Below are 17,105 nucleotides of genomic sequence, written 5' to 3'. Positions count from 1 at the left end.
TGAAGGTGAGGGGTGGGACGAGGTCTCCTACCGTCTGTGCTCTTTCATTTGAGCCAGAAGCGTCTTCTGTCCCTCCACCCCGACAAGCCCAGTTTTTGACTTGCCGGGGTAAACATACAAGCGCCTTCAGGCGCGATACGCCGACGTGGCGCCGGACAGGCATCGCGGCTAACGCCGCTCCTACGAAGGACTTTTTGCAACAGCCTTCCCCTTATGTGGGCGGGCCTTGTTCGTGAAGTGCGCCGCAGGAGGGGGGCTTGACCGTCGGGCGAAAGCCGAGACCTTCGCTCAGCTCTCAGCTCTCAGCTCTCAGCTCTCAGCTCTCAGCTCTCAGCTCTCCCAGCCAGTCCTCCAGCAACTCGACATGCGTCGCCGCCACCGCCGAGCGCGGTAATGGCTCGAGCGGCCGGTCGAGGTAATCGAGTTCACCGTCAAGATCGGCGGATGCCCCGCCGGCCTCGTGCAGGATCAGCTGCCCGGCGGCGTAATCCCACAACTTCTGCTTGCCGTGCACGTACACCTGCACGCGATGCGCCGCCACCCAGCACCAATCGAGTGCTACCGAGCCGATCGATCGCTGTGAGGCATAGGGCGGGTCGCAGGCCAGATGCGTGGCGACATCGCGAGGCAGGCGCTTGAAGTCCACCGTGGCCAGGCAGCTCTTGAGAGCCTGCCTAGGTTCGTTGACGAGCGACAGTCGCTCTCCGTTCAGCCAGGCACCGTCACCACGGGCGGCATGGAAGCACTCGTCCCGACTGGGATCGAAGACCACGCCGAACACCGTCTTGCCGCCGACCAGCAAAGCGACTGTCACCGAGAACACCGGAAACCCCAGGCGGAAGTTGCTGGTGCCGTCGAGCGGATCGACCACCCATGTCGGCCGCCCGTCCAGGCACTCGCGCCAAGCCGCTTCCTGAGCGGCGAGGTCCATCTCCTCGCCCAGAAAGCCGTGCGCGGGGAACCGTTCGGCCAGGCCCGCCTGCAGATCCGATTGCATCGCGTGGTCGGTGGCGGTGACCCAGCTGCCGTCGTTCTTGCGATCGGCGGCCTGGGTGCCACCGTGCAGCAGATGCCGGTGGGCCGTTTCTCGTACGAGTTGGTTTACCGATGACTGGTCGGAGGGATTGAGCGAGAGCATGGTAAAAAACCTTTGGTCGGGTCCTGGAGGCGTCTCTTGATAACGACGCGGTCGATAGCAGTGATCCATCGGATGACAGGGTTGATTAAGCCGTGATTCTACGTGACTTGCATCACCCCTTGACCGTTCATCGGTCGCGACCCGCCTTTCGTCGCGCGGCCCCTGGAAGCGGTCGCTCAGACATGATTGGATCCATATGTGAAAAAGGAATCGAACCGCATGACACGAATACGCGCTCCGCAACGACTGTGTAGTCGATCTTCAGGCTTCAGCTTGATCGAGCTGATGGTCACGATTGCCGTGGCAGCCGTGCTTTTGACGATCGCGATCCCTAGCTTTCGCAACCTGATCCTTTCCAACGAATTGACCACGGTGACGAACGAATGGGTGACGGCCGTGAATATGGCTCGCTCGGAGGCGATCAAGCGGAATGCGGGTGTCGTTGTTTGTGGTGAGAACGCGAATGACGGCACGGCACTGACGAACAACTGCGGGAATCGGCTAGGTGAAGTGCGTGCCTACCAGTCGGGAACCACGACCGTCACCGTGGTAAGAGCCGCGTTGGAAATTCCGGATAGTGTGAGTTTGGGCGGCTCGCAAACTCTGCGCTTCGGTGCCAGCGGCATCGGGAGATTGGCGAACGGCAACTCCCCGGTTACCGGGCTTGTGGCGGACATCAGTGCGCCGGACTTGCCGGGCGAGAATCACCGCTGCGTTCGCATGATTTCTGGTACGACGGTGACATCCCAACCTGACGCGGCATGTAACTAAAAATGAATACGAACATTCATCACAGACGCAGCCAATCCGGTGTCGGTCTCATCGAAATACTGATCGCCGTGTTGGTGCTCTCGATTGGCTTTCTTGGCATGGCAGCCCTTCAAACCAAGGCGTTATCAAACAACAACAGTGCTATGGCGAGGACGCAAGCCACGATTGCCACGTACTCGATTCTTGACGCGATGCGTGCTGATCGAGGGAGCGCTCTGACAGGAGACTATGACGGTACGTACACGGTTGGTAGTTGCCCTGGCGCGGGGAGCAGCTTGGCCAGTGGGCAGCTTCACCGCTGGTGTGAAGGTTCGGGATTAAATCCCCCCGACGGGCTCGCTGCTCTCGGAGACGGGGCCTCCGGCGAGGTGGATTGTGATGGCAACGGCATCTGTGAGATCACCATTGTCTTTGACGACGCGAAGGCGTCGGGCGGCAGTGATACGCAGGAAGTCGTGACAAGGGCAAGACTATGAAAGGAACACGGAGGCAGGGGCATCGACTCCATGAGATGCGCCAGAAGATCGGTGGGTTCACGCTTGTCGAACTGATGATCGCCATGGTGCTGGGCCTGGTCATCATCGGTGGGGTGATCAGCGTGTTCATTGCCAACAAGCAGTCGTATCGAACCAATGAAGCCTTGAGTCAGGTCCAGGATCACAGCCGAACGGCCTTCGAATTCCTTGCGCGTGACATCCGAATGGCGGGGTTGACTGGTTGCGGCAATCTCAATCGCATAGCCAACGTGCTGAACAACGGGCCGAGTGGTGGCTCCGCGACCGATTGGTTTGCCGATTTCTCCAATTCCATCGTCGGTTACGACGGTGATGAGACCGACCCGGCGGTAACCACCGGCACAGGCGAGGCCGAGCGCGTTTCCGGCACGGACTCATTCCAGCTGGTGGGCATCGAGGGCAGTGGATTCAGTGTTGAGAGTCATCAACCCACGTCGGCCCAATTCAAGATCAACGAAGCCACTACCAACTTTGATGATGGTGACATCGTTGTGGTTTGTGACCCTGATCATGCTGCTGTCATGCAGATCACCAACTACAACAGCAGCAACGTGACAGTGGTGCACAACACCGGCACGGGCACCCCAGGCAACTGCTCCAAGGGGCTCGGGTTCCCCACCCAATGCTCCGCGGTCGGCAACAGCTACGAGTTTGGCCAGAATTCTCAGATCGCCAAGCTTTCCTCGACCGCCTGGTATATCGGAAACAACCCGGTGGGAGGGCGATCGCTGTATCGGATTTCACTCGAGAATCAGGGTGGCACTCCGACCGGAGTGGCCACCGAAATGGTGCGCAACGTGACAGACATGCAGGTTACCTACCTCAGTGAGGGCGGTAGCGCATTCGAGGATGCCGACGCGGTTTCCGATTGGTCACTGGTCGACGCCGCGAGAGTGGCTTTGACCATTCAGAGTGAGATGGAGCGAGCGGGTACGGATCAGCAGGTGCTCACCCGCACCCTGGCAACCACGGTCACGGTGCGGAACCGGGTGGAGTGACAAAGATGATCACGTTGAAGAACCAACAATCTGGCATCGCCCTGGTCATCGCGCTGGTGCTTCTGCTGGCCATTACGCTTGTGGGCCTGGCGTCAATGCGCGGTACCACGCTGCAAGAAAAGATGTCGAGCAACCTGCAGGATCGGGATGTCGCCTTCCAAGCAGCCGAGGCCGCATTGCGTATTGCCGAGCGGCGTATTGCCGACACGACGGCAGACATATGGCATGACTGTTCGCTGGGTGGCGTGACCTGCGAGGCCATCCCGTCAGGTAACAGCGTGCCGTGGCAGACGGTTTCGGTGGGAACCGGCTCGGATGAGTTCGATGCCGGCTCCCTTGCGGCGGCCCAGCCGCAGTACGTTGTGGAGAACATGGGGCTCTGGCCGGACCCGACATCGAACACTGGCGTAAACCTCAGTGGGGCGGCGAGCCAGTACGGCGCGCAGGGGACGAGCACTACCATCAATTTCTATCGGGTCACCGCGCGTAGCGCTGACCCGTCAGCAGCGCCTGACCGGGCCATCGTGGTTCTGCAGACTTGGGTTAGGGGCTAGGAGGTCATCGCATGAACATTTCATCGCGCCATCTGAGTGTGTTGAACCCGTTGCGTGCTCATCGACGTGCCGCAAGAGGCTTTGTCGCGGCAGGTTTTGTTTCTTGCCTGTTTTGGGGTAGTCAGGCGCTGGGCGTCACCATCAACCAAACGCCACTGGTTGTTCAACAAACGCTGCCGCCAAATGTGATGTTGCTTCTCGATGATTCGGGCTCGATGGCACGCGAGTACATGCCGGACGCCGGGTACCTCGACGATACCTCCGACCAGGGCATGCAGAGTGCGTCGGTCAACTACATCTATTACGACGGCAACGTGACCTATGAGCCGCCGGTGAAGCCGGATGGCACCAACTACGCCAATATCACGACATTTCCTGACCTGCCGCTGGATGGTTTCGACAACTCGTCTTCTACGACGGACGTGACGCGCTATTACTCGACGGGTGGCTACGCGAACGTGAGCTTCCCGTTCTTTCGCGCCTTCTGTCCGGACGGAACCACTCAGAGTGAAGTGTTTTTCGGGGCCTGTTATTCCTATACGTATGAGGCCGACTACACCTTACTTCCGGACTACGGAAACAGCCCTTACTACTACGAGTCCAACGGGGTTGCTTTCGTTTATACGACCCCCGATGGTAGCGGCGGTTATGACGAACACTATGTCGCGACCAATTGTGGCGACTTGCCCCTGGACGCGCAATCCAGCTGTGTCGACGACGCCACAACGCAGCAGAACGTCGGCAACTGGTTCGGTTATTACCGCACTCGCATGCTTGCGGCCAAGAGCGGTCTGATGAATGGCTTTGCCGATGTGAGTGAAGAATTCCGTGTCGGGTTCGGTTCAATCAATGGCAATTCGGCCGAGTATATTCGCGGGATCACTTCCGGCCAGTGCGGTAACGTATTTAGCGAGAGTTGTCGCTACGGTTTCTCCACAGACACGCAGGGCAACAATGAACTTGCCGGGGTCGCGGCTTGGGGTGATGGTTCGGCCGGCACCCGCAAGGCGCAGTTCTGGGAATGGCTGATCGATGCGGAGGGAGACCGAAATACACCCCTGCGCGAGACCCTCGAGGCGGCCGGCGAGTATTACCGCACCGGGCAGCCTTGGTCGAGCCTCGATGGGGACGACGTGTCTCAGGAGTATGCCTGCCGACAGTCGTACACCATCCTGACATCGGATGGTTTCTGGAACGAAGTGGGTGCCCCTGATCCGGATGTCGGTGACGCCGACAATGCCGACGGGCCAACGATCACGGGTCCTAATGGACGTGAATACAGCTATGAGGCCATCGCGCCCTTTAGTCACTCCTACAGCTACAGCAACACTCTCGCCGACGTGGCGATGTACTACTGGAAGAACGACCTTCGTACGAGCGTGGACAATGAGGTGCCGACGACTGATGAGGATCCCGCCTTCTGGCAGCACATGACCACGTTCTCCGTTGGCCTTGGTTATGACGCGCTGGATGCTGACGGCGACCCGATTGATTCAGAAGCAGTGTTCGACTGGGCTAATGGCGGGGATCCGATTAGTGGTTTCGAGTGGCCGCAGCCGAGCTCAGGCAGTATCAATAATATCGCCGACATGTTGCATGCTGCGGTTAATGGCCATGGCGGGTTTTATTCGACCAAGACGCCGCAGGCATTCTCCGCTGCAATTTCCGATGCCGTTGGGCGAGCCGCCGAGCGGGTTGGCACGGGGGCAAGCTTGGCGGCAAACTCCACGCGCCTGGAGACTGGAACAGTTACCTATCAGGCAAACTACTTCACCGGCAGTTGGGTGGGGGACCTGAAAGCGTATTCGGTGGACCCAAACACCAAGCAGATTGCTTCATCTCCGGATTGGTCGGCGGCCGAGAATCTTCTGGCGGCCCCGGCCGATGCGTGCTCGGCTTCAGCCGGCGAGGTCTGTCCCGATGGGCGCTCGATTTATACCTTCGCTACCGATGACGGGAACCTCGGCAACAACGATCCCCAATATCGTGAATTCTTGGCGAGTGATGTCGGAAGTCTTTCCGACAGTCAACAGGCAGCCTTGGGCGATTCGACAGCCGAGCAGGAGGCGATCGTCGACTTCTTGCGGGGCGACACCACGAACGCCGAGACAAACGGTGGCAATTATCGGGATCGGAGCACTGCGCTCGGCGATATTGTTAACTCGCAGCCGGTTTATGTGGGGCAGCCGAATCCAAATCTGTATACCGCCCGATCATTCGACGGGGTGGATGAGTACGCGGCATTTGCCGAGGATCCCGAGGGAGACAACGACAACCAAGGGCAGGACCCGGAAGGCGGGGACAATACCCGCGAGCCCGTGGTGTACGTGGCAGCCAACGACGGCATGCTGCATGCCTTCGACGCACTGACCGGCGCGGAGCTTTATGCCTACCTCCCGGGCGCGGTGATTGAATCGGACATTAAGAAGTTGGCTGACTCGGATTATGGGGCGAACCCGGGTCATCAGTATTTCAATGACGGTGAATTGACCGTAGCGGATGTCTACATCGACCTGCCCTATACCAACGGCAACGATGTGCAGTGGCGAACCGTTCTTGTGGGCACCACGGGGCGTGGTGAAGCAAAAGCGGTGTATGCGCTTGATATCACGGATCCGGCCGATATCCGCTTCCTCTGGGAGCGCTCTGCGGGCGATGGCGGTGCCAACGCGGACTATATCGGTCAGATGATTGGTAAACCGCTAGTCGTCCAGACCGGCAACGGCGAGTGGTCGGTGTTGATCGGCAATGGCTACAACAGTGCCAACGACAGTGCGGCATTGCTGCAATTCGATGTGGGAACGGGGGCGCTCGACGTCCACACAACCAACGATGGTGTGACCGGTAATGGTCTGGCGGCGCCCGCGACATTCGATTACACGGACAGCCCGGATGGTATCCAGGATGTTGCCTATGCCGGTGATCTGAACGGTTGGGTTTGGCGATTCGACCTGACGTCCTCCACGAGCAACGGGGAGGCGGTGTATCAGGCCACGAGAGAGGATGGGTCGGCTCAACCGATCACCGCGGGGTTGCTGCTGGGCAAGGATCCGAGCACCAGCAACCTGTGGGCCTTCTTTGGTACGGGCAAGTATCTCTCGCAAGCTGACCTAAACGATCAATCCCTCCAGACCTGGTACGGGTTGATCGTGGAGTCCGGCGATGCTGATCTGCCGGTTTCCAGTGGCGATGACCGCTCGGTATTGGTTGAGCGTGACATAGTTGCCGAAGAGATTAGCGGCGATTTCACCGCAAGAGCCTTTAGCCAAGGCACGGCTGACGATATGGACGGAAAATCCGGGTGGTACATCGATCTGGTGCCACCGGATGGTCAGCTGGAAGGGGAACGGATGGTGCTGCCCAACCAGTTCCAGGGGGAGGTGCTCGTCGGGACGTCGTTGATTCCCGAGGCGGTGGATGTGTGTAACCCGTCTGGACGCGGTTTCATCATGGGCATTGACCCGTTCGACGGTACGAATGTCGATCAGCCCTTTGTCGACCTGAATGGCGATGGTGTGGTCGATGGTGACGATGTGCTCGAGGTCAATGGCCAGACATTTGCCGCTGGGGCCCTGGGTTTCAACCGACTGCCCAATGCGCCGATTTTCGTCGGCAACACCATGCTGGTGAGCTTCGACGATGGCAGCACGGCCTCGATCGAGGCCGCGGGCGGCGGCAGCTCAGGGCAGCGTAGCTCCTGGCGCGAAATCATCTTTGACTAAATCATGGAGACGCGGATGAGCACAGTGACGGGTTCACCGGGGTCGGATTCCGCTCGGCGCGGCCGAGGGTTCACCCTGATCGAGCTGATGATCGTGGTCGCGATCGTCGGCATTATCGCGGCGATCGCCTATCCGTCGTATGTCGACTCGGTGGTCAAGACCAAGCGCGCCGCTGCGGCCGGCTGCCTGTCGGAGTACGCCAGCTTCATGGAGCGCTTTTACACCACCAACCTCCGCTATGACGAGGACAGTGGCGGCACGGCGGTCAGCTTGCCTGCGCTCGATTGTGCTTCGAACGACAATACAGGCGCAGACTACAACTACTCGTTTGCCGCCAACGAGCCGACAAGATCAACCTTCGTCATACAGGCCGTTCCGCAAGGAACTCAGGCCAATCGTGACGACTGCGGGACGCTGACCCTCGACCAGGCCGGCACTCGCGGTGCGGCCGATGACGTGGACATCTGCTGGTAGTTTGCTGACGATCGCCTAAGCCCGTTGTGGCTGATTTCGACCATTAGGCTGGCCAAGGAAGGCTGGCCTGGAGTGACGACAAGGAGGTGTGTCCATGCTCAAGGACGAGCGTGTGGCCCACGCTGTATGGGCCGGAAGATCGGGGCGTTCTTGCCGTTTATCCCCCGCGTCCAGGCGGGGGTTCTCGTTGATCGAGCTGATCGTGGGGGTGGCCGTCATGGCGGCGCTGCTTTCGATCGCCATCCCCGCATTCTCCTCAATGATCACCCAGAACCAGCTGGCGACAGCGACCAATGCCGCCCGTGGGGCGCTGATGGCGGCCAGGCAGTCGGCCGTCACCAAGGGGCGCCCGGTATCGCTCTGTGCCGGGACGCCCGGCGCGGGCTGCACGGGTGATTGGTCGGTGGGTCATTGGATGGTGTTTGAAGACGCCGACCATAGCGGCGATATCGAGGCCGACGAGCGCATCCTGCGCCACGGTCGGGTGCCGGCCTTGAGCGACACCGTGCGCCTTGACGCCAATGGCCCCCTGCGAACGGCCCTGGTGTACGTGCCGATGGGGCATGCCGAGCGCGTCAGCGGGGCGTTCGGGGCCGGACGATTGCGGGTATGCGCCGAGGCGGACCTCGCGCCGAATGCCCGAGAACTCGTGATTTCGGCGAGTGGTCGGGTTCGCTTGCAGTCGGTCGATCTCGATGGCGCGTGTCCCGACTTGTAAGTCGGGCGTGGGTCTCGATTTACACGAGCAACGCGAGTGAGCGGCGGCGCGGGGTTGCCTGTTACAATCAGCGGTTTGCAGTCCTTCGGCGAACTGAACTGACGTGGCCCAACCGTGACCGATTACAAATCGACGCTCAACCTTCCCCAGACCGACTTCCCCATGCGCGGCAACCTGCCCAAGCGCGAGCCCGAGCGGCTGACGCAATGGCGGGAGCGTGATCTCTATCGCGCGGTGCGCGAGCACGCCGCCGGGCGGCCGACATTCGTGCTGCACGACGGCCCGCCGTATGCCAACGGCGACATCCACATTGGCCACGCGGTCAACAAGATCCTCAAGGACATCATCAACAAGACGCGCCTGCTGGAGGGCTTCGATACGCCTTACGTGCCGGGCTGGGACTGCCACGGTCTGCCGATCGAACTGGTGGTCGAGCGCGAGCACGGCAAGCCGGGCGTCAAGCTCGACGAGCGTGCCTTCCGCCAGGCCTGCCGCGACTACGCGGCCAGCCAGATCGACCGTCAGCGCGAGGACTTCATCCGCCTGGGCGTCATGGGCGACTGGGATAACCCCTACCGCTCGATGGACTTCGCCTTCGAGGCCGACACCCTGCGCGCGCTGGCGGGCATTATCGAGCGCGGCCACCTGCACCGCGGCGAAAAGCCGGTGCATTGGTGCGTCGACTGCGGCTCGGCGCTGGCCGAGGCCGAGGTGGAGTACCAGGACAAGACCTCCGACCAGATTGATGTGGCCTTCGCGGCGGTCGACCCGGCGGCGGTCAACCGCGCCTTCGGCGTGGAAGGCGACGCGCCGGTGGACCTGGTCATCTGGACCACCACCCCGTGGACGCTGCCGGCCAACCAGGCCGTGGCGGTCAACGCCGAGCTAAGCTACCAGCTGATCGAAGTCGACGGTCGTCGCCTGGTGCTGGCCGAGGGCCTGGCCGAGGCGGCGCTGGCACGCATGGGTGCCGAGTCGCCGCGCGTGTTGGGCGAATGCACCGGCGTCGCCCTGGAGGGCCAGGAGCTGGCGCACCCGTTCCTCGAGCGCCGCGTGCCGGTGATCCTGGGCGAGCACGTTACGCTGGATGCCGGTACGGGGCTCGTGCACACCGCCCCGGCGCACGGCGAAGAGGACTTCGCGGTCGGCAAGCGCTACCACTTGGCCGTAGACAACCCGGTCGACGGCGAGGGGCGCTTTTTCGCCGACACGCCGCTCGTGGGCGGCATGGATCTCAAGGCCGGCGGCAAGGCGGTCCTCGCGCGGCTCGAGGCCGACGGTCGCCTGCTGGCGCACTCGAAATTCGAGCACAGCTACCCGCACTGCTGGCGGCACAAGACCCCGCTGATCTTCCGCGCCACGCACCAGTGGTTCGTCTCGATGACCCAACAGCACCTGCGCGATGACGCGATCAAGGCGCTGGAAAACGTTGAATTCACCCCGGACTGGGGGCGGGCGCGCATCGAGGGCATGGTCGAGAACCGTCCTGACTGGTGCATCTCGCGCCAGCGTTTCTGGGGCGTGCCGATCGCGCTGTTCGCCCACAAGCAGACCGGTCACGCCCACCCGGACTCCGCCGAGCTGATGCGGCAGGTCGCCGAGCAGGTCGAGCAGCACGGCGTCGACTGGTGGTTCGATCTGGATGCCGCCGAGCTGATCGGCGCGGACGCGGCCGAGTACGAGAAGGTCGTCGACACGCTCGACGTGTGGTTCGACTCGGGCGTGACCCACTGGGCCGTGCTCGACCGCCGCGAGGAGCTGACCTGGCCGGCGGACCTGTACCTCGAGGGTTCCGACCAGCACCGCGGCTGGTTCCAGTCCTCCCTGCTCACCGCCACCGCGCTGCGCGAGCAGGCCCCGTACCGCGGCGTGCTCACCCACGGTTTCACGGTGGACGCCAACGGTCGCAAGATGTCGAAGTCGCTGGGCAACGTCATCGCGCCGCAGGAGGTGATCGACCAGATGGGCGCCGACCCGCTGCGTCTGTGGGTCGCCTCCACCGACTTCTCCGGCGAGATGACCGTCTCCAAGGAGATACTCAAGCGCACGGCCGATGCCTACCGCCGCATCCGCAACACCGCGCGGTTCCTGCTGGCGAACATTGACGGTTTCGACCCGAACAGGGATGCCGTGGCCGACGAGGACCTGCTGGCGCTGGACGCCTGGCTGGTCGACAGCGCCGCGCGTCTTAATCGCGAAGTACGCGACGGCTTCGACGCCTACCAGTTCCACCAGACGATCGCGCGCATCCACCACTTCTGCTCGATCGAGCTGGGCGCGTTCTACCTCGACATCGTCAAGGACCGCATCTACACCGGCCAGACCGATGCCCCCATGCGCCGCTCGGCGCAGACCGCCATGTGGCGCACCGTCGAGGCGCTAGTGCGCTGGATTGCCCCGGTGCTGTCGTTCACCGCCGAGGAACTCTGGGAGCATCTGCCGGCGGTCGCCGGACGCGAGGAGAGCGTGTTCATGGCTACCCACGTCGAGGGGCTGGAGCCGCTGCTCCACGACGGTCGCGGCGCCGTGACCCAGCGCGGTTTCTGGGACGACGTCATCGCCATTCGGGACACGGTCAACCGCCACGCCGAGGCCGCGCGCAACGAGAAGCGCATCAAGGCCAACCTCTCGGCCAACGTTGAGATCTGGGCGGACGAGACCGTCGCCGGGCGCCTGGCCGAGCTGGGCGACGAGCTGCGTTTCCTGCTGATCGTCTCCGAGGCCACCGTCCGTCCGCTGGCCGACAAGCCCGCGGGCGTCGAGGCCGAGTCCATCGAGGGCGTGGGCGAGATCGCCGTACGCATCGCGCCGATGGACGCCGAGAAGTGCGAGCGCTGCTGGCACTTCCGACCCGATGTCGGCACGCACGCCGCGCATCCCACGCTCTGCGGACGCTGCATCGAGAACATCGAGGGCGACGGGGAAACCCGGCGTTTTGTCTGAGGGCGTGATGGCTCCCATCTCAACGCTGCCGGTAGGAGCGGCTTTAGCCGCGATGCCTAAGGAAACTCTGCACGATTCGATGACGTCTCTGCGGGACCTCCAAGGGCCCAGATGCAAGGCGCCGTCCGCCGTGAAGGGCCGTCGCCCTTTACAAGGGCTGCAACGCCGCAGATGGGCCCTTGGAGGCCCGCCCGGACGGGGCTCGCGGGTTTGCCCGCACTCGGCGTTGCCGTCCCTCGACGGGCAACGAGCCCGTCTTCGGTCCGGCGCCTTGATTGCGGACAAACCCGCGAGCCAGAGATACCATCGAATCGTGCAGAGTTTCCCTAATGGTGGCCACGGCGAGGTGTCGCGCCTGAAGGCGCTCCTACGGTCTTGCCCTGCAAGCGAAACGCGCCGTCAGGCGCGTGTCCCGGCCTCGGCGCGTTGCCAGGCCCGAACGGGGGCGGCGGCTGGCGCCGCCTTCGCGAGCGAGGCTCGCTCCCACGGGGGGCGGGCATGAGGATGGACAAGGCGAACCTGCGCTGGCTGTGGTTGTCCTTCGGGGTGCTGGTCGTCGACCAGCTGACCAAGTGGGCGGCCCTGGCCGGGCTCGAGTACGCCCGGCCGGTGGAGATCCTGCCCTTCTTCGATTTCACCCTGCTGTACAACACCGGCGCGGCGTTCTCGTTCCTTGCCGAACACGACGGTTGGCAGCGCTGGTTCTTCGTCTTTCTGGCGGTGGTGATCACGGCGGTCCTGCTGGGCTGGCTGGCGTTCGTCGCGATCCGCGACCGGCGTATCCAGGCCGGGATCACACTGGTGATCGGCGGGGCGGTGGGCAACGTGATCGACCGGGTGCTCTATGGCCACGTGGTCGACTTCCTCGATTTCCACGTCGCCGGCTGGCACTGGCCGGCCTTCAATATCGCCGATGCGGCCATTACCATCGGCGTGGCACTGATCATCTGGGCCGAGTTGCGGCCCGTCGACCGGGAGAGCGCATCCGATGAGTGACGCCAAGTCCGACCTGCCGACCATCGGAAAGGACTCCGAGGTGACCATTCATTACGAGATCCGCCTGCCCGACGACCGGGTGGTCGACAGCAGTTTCGACACCGATCCGTTTTCCGTGAAGCTGGGCAGCGGGGCCTTCGAGCCGCGTCTCGAGGAGGCACTGATCGGCCTGCCGCTGGGCGAGTACACCCGCATCCTGCTCACCCCGCAGTACGCCTTCGGCATGCCCGACCCGAGCAACGTGCACACCATGCCGCGCGGCCGGTTCCCCGAGGACATGAACCTCGAGCCGCAGCTGGTGGTCGAGTTCGATCTGCCCAACGGCGAATCGGTGCCGGGCACGATCACCGCCGTCACCGAGGACGCCGTGACCGTGGATTTCAATCACCCGCTGGCCGGGCAGAACATCCAGTTGATCGTCCAGGTGCTGGCCGTCGACGGACAGGCCGCACCCGCCGATTCACCCGCACTGCAGGGAGAGGCGCCATGAAGATCCAGCTTGCCAACCCGCGCGGCTTCTGCGCCGGCGTCGACCGCGCGGTCGAGATCGTCGACCGGGCACTCGACTCCTTCGGCGCGCCCATCTACGTGCGCCACGAGATCGTCCACAACCGCTACATCGTCGACAACCTGCGCGACAAGGGCGCGATCTTCATCGAGGAGCTGGCGGACGTGCCGGACGGCGCGACCCTGATCTTCTCTGCCCACGGGGTGTCAAAGGCGATCCAGGACACGGCCGCCGAACGCGGGCTGACCGTTTTCGATGCCACCTGCCCGCTGGTCACCAAGGTGCACATGGAGGTCGCTCGCCATGCGCGTGCCGGGCGTGACGTGGTGCTGATCGGTCATGCCGGGCACCCGGAGGTCGAGGGCACCATGGGCCACTTCGACCCGGCCTCCGGCGGGCAGATCCACCTGGTGGAGAAGATCGCCGACGTCGAGACGCTCGAGGTGGACAACCCCAAGGGCGTGGCCTGGGCGACCCAGACCACGCTCTCGGTCGACGAGACCCGCGCGATCATCGGCGCGCTGCAGGAGCGCCTCCCCCACATCGAGGGGCCGCGCAAGGACGACATCTGCTACGCCACGCAGAACCGTCAGGACGCCGTGCGCGAACTGGCCGAGAGCTGCGACGTGGTGCTGGTGGTCGGTTCGAAGACCAGCTCCAACTCCAATCGCCTGCGCGAGCTGGCCGAACAGGCGGGCACGCCCGCCCACCTGATCGATGGGGCGGAGGACATCGACCCATCCTGGTTCGGCGATTGCAGTCGCGTGGGCGTCACGGCCGGCGCCTCGGCCCCGGAGATCCTCGTGGGTCAGGTGATCGAGCGGCTCAAGCTCGAGTGCGACGCCACGCTAGAGGAGCGCGAGCCGACCGTGGTCGAGAACATGGTCTTTCCCATCCCGGTCGAGCTGCGTTCCTCCTGATCGTCCCGGGCGCGCAAAGCGTAAAAGGCCGGACGGGGGTGGCCCCGGTCCGGCCTTTTTGTTGGATGGTCAGTTGCCCTCAGCGAGGCGACGTCTGACCAGGTGGTGCGAGAACAGCCCGCCGAAGGGGATGAATGCGGCGATCGCGACCACGGCCCCGTGGGGGATGGGCAGCAGTCGCCGGTAGAGCGTGATCGCCAGCACGGCCATGGTCCAGAGGAAGAGCACCCCGTGAACCGGGCCCACGACGCTCACGGCCTCCGGTAGGTCGGCCATGTATTTCAACGGCATGGCGATCGCGACCAGGGCGATTAGCGAGCTACCTTCGAGTAACGTCATCACGCCGAGGTGGCGGAGTGCGGGATTGGCCTGGCCTGCCATGCGGATTGCCCTTTCATCGATTGGCCAACCAGCTTATCTCAACGGCTCGTCTCGATGGGATGTGATTAGCCCCGTGCCGGCCGGCCGACCATCTTTTTCAGTCGGTCGAGATCCTCGACAAAGGTCTCGCCGGTCGCGTTGCCGTCGAAGGTCGCCTTGAGCACGGCGCGGGCCCAGCTGGGCAGGTTCTCGGCAACGCGGTAGAACACCCAGGTCCCGTCACGTCGCACGTCGGTGATCCCGGCGTCGCGCAGGTGCGCCAGGTGCCTGGAGATCTTCGGCTGGCTCAGCGCCAGCGCCTCGGTCAGTTCGCAGACACACAGCTCGCCTTCGCGCAGCAGTAGCATGAGGCAGCGCAAGCGGGTGGTGTCACCAAGGGCTCGGAAAAGGGCCTCGGGCGGCATGGCGGTCTCTCTGATTTCTGATGTCATTAATAGGGCTGATCATTAACTACGGTCATTGTAACCCGGCCTGACATTGCTTCGCATTCAGGTAAGCAGGGCGTTGGCGATTGCCTACAATGAAGAGGGCAAAACCGCACAGGAGTTCCGTAATGAAGTGGGATCACATCGCAGGCAACTGGCGTTCGTTCATCGGATATGCCGAGGAATACTGGGGCAAGATCACCGGTGACGAGTTCGCGGTGCTCGAGGGCAAGAAGGACGAGCTGATCGGCAAGATCCAGTCACGTTACGGCGTCAGCGAGCAGGAGGCCCGTGAGCAGATCAAGGAATTCCAGAAGCGGATGAAGGAGGAACTGGGTCCCGAGGGCGTGCCGAAGAAGTAGACCGAGTCTTCCGCCGTGCTCGGTGATGATCGCGCCCCACATGAAAAACGCCCCGCAATGCGGGGCGTTCGTTGTTCGGTGGCCGGGGAGGGTCCCGGCCCGGCGACAGCGTTTACACGCTGTAGTACATGTCGAACTCGACCGGGTGCGTGGTCATCCGCAGCAGCTGGACTTCCTCGCCCTTGAGCTCGATGTAGGCGTCGATCAGGTCGTCGGAGAAGACGTCGCCGCGGGTCAGGAACTCGCGGTCCTCGTCGAGAGCCTTGAGCGCCTCGTCCAGCGAGAAGGCCACCTCGGGGATGTTCTTCTCTTCTTCCGGCGGCAGGTCGTAGAGGTTCTTGCTCGCGGCCTCGCCCGGGTGGATCTTGTTCTGGATGCCGTCGATGCCGGCCATCAGCATCGCCGCGAAGGCCAGGTACGGGTTGGCGGTGGAGTCCGGGAAGCGGAGCTCGACGCGGCGCGCCTTCGGGTTGGAGACGAACGGGATCCGGATGGACGCCGAGCGGTTGCGGCTGGAGTAGGCCAGCTTGACCGGTGCCTCGAAGCCCGGGACCAGGCGCTTGTAGCTGTTGGTCGACGGGTTGCAGAAGGCGTTCAGGGCGCGGGCGTGCTTGATGATGCCGCCGATGTAGTACAGCGCCATTTCCGACAGACCCGCGTAGCCGTCACCCGAGAACAGGTTCTTGCCGTCCTTGGTCATCGACTGGTGGACGTGCATGCCCGACCCGTTGTCGCCGACGATCGGCTTGGGCATGAAGGTGGCGGTCTTGCCGTAGGCGTGCGCGACGTTGTGGATCACGTACTTGAGGTCCTGGACCTCGTCGGCCTTCTTGACCAGCGTGTTGAACGCCACGCCGATCTCGCACTGGCCGGCGGTGGCGACTTCGTGGTGATGGACCTCGACGTTCTGGCCCATTTCCTCGAGCACCAGGCACATCGCCTGACGGATGTCGTGCAGGGAGTCGACCGGCGGGACCGGGAAGTAGCCGCCCTTGACGCCCGGGCGGTGGCCCATGTTGCCGTCCTCGTAGACGCGCTCGGCGTTCCAGGCGGCTTCCTTGGAATCGATCTTGACGAACGAGCCGGACATGTCCGAGCCCCAGCGGACGTCGTCGAGGATGAAGAACTCGTTCTCCGGGCCGAACAGCGCGGCGTCGGCCAGGCCCGATGCCTGGATGTAGGCCTCGGCGCGACGGGCGACCGAGCGCGGGTCGCGGTTGTAGCCCTGCATGGTGTCCGGCTCGATGATGTCGCAGACCACGATCAGGGTCGGCTCTTCGGAGAACGGATCGATGTTGGCGGATTCCGGGTCCGGCATCAGGATCATGTCCGAGGCGTTGATGCCCTTCCAGCCGGCGATCGACGAACCGTCGAACATCACGCCGTCCTCGAAGGTTTCTTCATCGATGTGGCCGGCCGGGTAGGTGACGTGCTGCTGCTTGCCCAGCGTGTCGGTGAAGCGGAAGTCGACGAACTTGACGCCGTGTTCTTCCATCATGGTCATGACTTTGTTGGTCGCGTTGGACATGGAATCCTCCGATGAACGTTGAATCTCGAATGCGGCGGGCGTGAGATCGCGCGGCATGCTGCCGACATGATCCGCCGATGCCCGGCTTGGTGCAAGAAAAGCAGAAACCGTGCCTGTTTACGGTGAGCGCGCCGGGGTGGGTTCCGCCGGCC

General features: G+C 63.1%; 16 protein-coding genes. 12 read left to right on the top strand and 4 right to left on the bottom strand.

Annotation, left to right across the window (positions count from 1 at the left end; all coding sequences use genetic code 11):
- Positions 1–316 precede the first annotated feature (316 nt).
- Complete coding sequence (locus FAZ79_RS04865; protein WP_136866853.1) at positions 317–1,138, bottom strand: inositol monophosphatase family protein; 822 nt, start codon at positions 1,136–1,138, stop codon at positions 317–319.
- A gap of 219 nt (positions 1,139–1,357) precedes the next feature.
- On the opposite strand from FAZ79_RS04865, the gene FAZ79_RS04860 reads away from it, so the two are divergent.
- The 11 genes from FAZ79_RS04860 to ispH all read left to right on the top strand — a co-directional run bounded on the left by FAZ79_RS04860 (position 1,358) and on the right by ispH (position 14,257).
- Positions 1,358–1,909 carry a GspH/FimT family pseudopilin gene (locus FAZ79_RS04860; protein WP_136866852.1) on the top strand — a complete coding sequence of 184 codons (552 nt, stop codon included), beginning with the start codon at positions 1,358–1,360 and terminating at the stop codon, positions 1,907–1,909.
- Positions 1,910–1,911: 2 nt separating this feature from the next.
- Complete coding sequence (gene pilV / locus FAZ79_RS04855) at positions 1,912–2,385, top strand: type IV pilus modification protein PilV (RefSeq protein ID WP_136866851.1); 474 nt, start codon at positions 1,912–1,914, stop codon at positions 2,383–2,385.
- 35 nt (positions 2,386–2,420) lie between these two features.
- Positions 2,421–3,422, top strand: coding sequence for a PilW family protein (locus tag FAZ79_RS04850; RefSeq protein WP_136866850.1), 1,002 nt, complete (start codon positions 2,421–2,423; stop codon positions 3,420–3,422).
- Positions 3,423–3,427: 5 nt separating this feature from the next.
- Entirely contained in the window at positions 3,428–3,976 is a 549-nt protein-coding gene (locus FAZ79_RS04845; RefSeq protein ID WP_136866849.1) for a PilX N-terminal domain-containing pilus assembly protein, read from the top strand.
- Positions 3,977–3,987: 11 nt separating this feature from the next.
- The gene (locus FAZ79_RS04840; protein ID WP_211238794.1) at positions 3,988–7,698 is read left to right on the top strand and encodes a PilC/PilY family type IV pilus protein; all 3,711 of its coding nucleotides are present in this window, start codon (positions 3,988–3,990) and stop codon (positions 7,696–7,698) included.
- Positions 7,699–7,713: 15 nt separating this feature from the next.
- Entirely contained in the window at positions 7,714–8,172 is a 459-nt protein-coding gene (locus FAZ79_RS04835) for a type IV pilin protein (RefSeq protein ID WP_211238793.1), read from the top strand.
- Positions 8,173–8,266: 94 nt separating this feature from the next.
- Positions 8,267–8,890, top strand: coding sequence for a GspH/FimT family pseudopilin (locus tag FAZ79_RS04830; RefSeq protein ID WP_136866847.1), 624 nt, complete (start codon positions 8,267–8,269; stop codon positions 8,888–8,890).
- 114 nt (positions 8,891–9,004) lie between these two features.
- Positions 9,005–11,833 carry an isoleucine--tRNA ligase gene (gene ileS, locus FAZ79_RS04825; RefSeq protein WP_136866846.1) on the top strand — a complete coding sequence of 943 codons (2,829 nt, stop codon included), beginning with the start codon at positions 9,005–9,007 and terminating at the stop codon, positions 11,831–11,833.
- Positions 11,834–12,331: 498 nt separating this feature from the next.
- Positions 12,332–12,829: a signal peptidase II gene (gene lspA, locus FAZ79_RS04820; protein ID WP_331281111.1), complete on the top strand. Its 498-nt coding sequence runs from the start codon at positions 12,332–12,334 to the stop codon at positions 12,827–12,829.
- Positions 12,822–13,319, top strand: coding sequence for a peptidylprolyl isomerase (locus tag FAZ79_RS04815; protein WP_136866845.1), 498 nt, complete (start codon positions 12,822–12,824; stop codon positions 13,317–13,319). Before lspA ends, FAZ79_RS04815 begins: the two co-directional genes overlap by 8 nt.
- Positions 13,316–14,257: a 4-hydroxy-3-methylbut-2-enyl diphosphate reductase gene (gene ispH / locus FAZ79_RS04810; protein WP_136866844.1), complete on the top strand. Its 942-nt coding sequence runs from the start codon at positions 13,316–13,318 to the stop codon at positions 14,255–14,257. The genes FAZ79_RS04815 and ispH overlap by 4 nt, the downstream gene beginning before the upstream one ends.
- Positions 14,258–14,326: 69 nt before the next feature.
- Here the strand turns inward: ispH and FAZ79_RS04805 are convergent, their stop codons facing one another.
- Positions 14,327–14,638: a DUF3817 domain-containing protein gene (locus FAZ79_RS04805; RefSeq protein WP_136866843.1), complete on the bottom strand. Its 312-nt coding sequence runs from the start codon at positions 14,636–14,638 to the stop codon at positions 14,327–14,329.
- Positions 14,639–14,703: 65 nt separating this feature from the next.
- Positions 14,704–15,069 (bottom strand): metalloregulator ArsR/SmtB family transcription factor, encoded by a 366-nt coding sequence (locus FAZ79_RS04800; RefSeq protein ID WP_231505787.1) that lies wholly within the window; start codon positions 15,067–15,069, stop codon positions 14,704–14,706.
- A gap of 122 nt (positions 15,070–15,191) precedes the next feature.
- Between FAZ79_RS04800 and FAZ79_RS04795 the strand changes: the two genes are divergently transcribed.
- Positions 15,192–15,425 (top strand): CsbD family protein, encoded by a 234-nt coding sequence (locus tag FAZ79_RS04795; protein ID WP_136866842.1) that lies wholly within the window; start codon positions 15,192–15,194, stop codon positions 15,423–15,425.
- Between the two features lie 112 nt (positions 15,426–15,537).
- Here FAZ79_RS04795 and glnA read toward each other — a convergent pair whose 3' ends face one another.
- A complete protein-coding gene (gene glnA, locus FAZ79_RS04790; RefSeq protein WP_136866841.1) occupies positions 15,538–16,953 on the bottom strand; it encodes a glutamate--ammonia ligase in 1,416 nt (471 codons plus the stop codon).
- Positions 16,954–17,105: the final 152 nt, after the last annotated feature.

This window comes from Guyparkeria sp. SB14A, from assembly GCF_005096345.1.
Lineage (GTDB): Bacteria > Pseudomonadota > Gammaproteobacteria > Halothiobacillales > Halothiobacillaceae > Guyparkeria > Guyparkeria hydrothermalis.
Note: the sequence above shows the minus strand (reverse complement) of the source record. Positions and strands in the feature narration are given on the sequence as shown.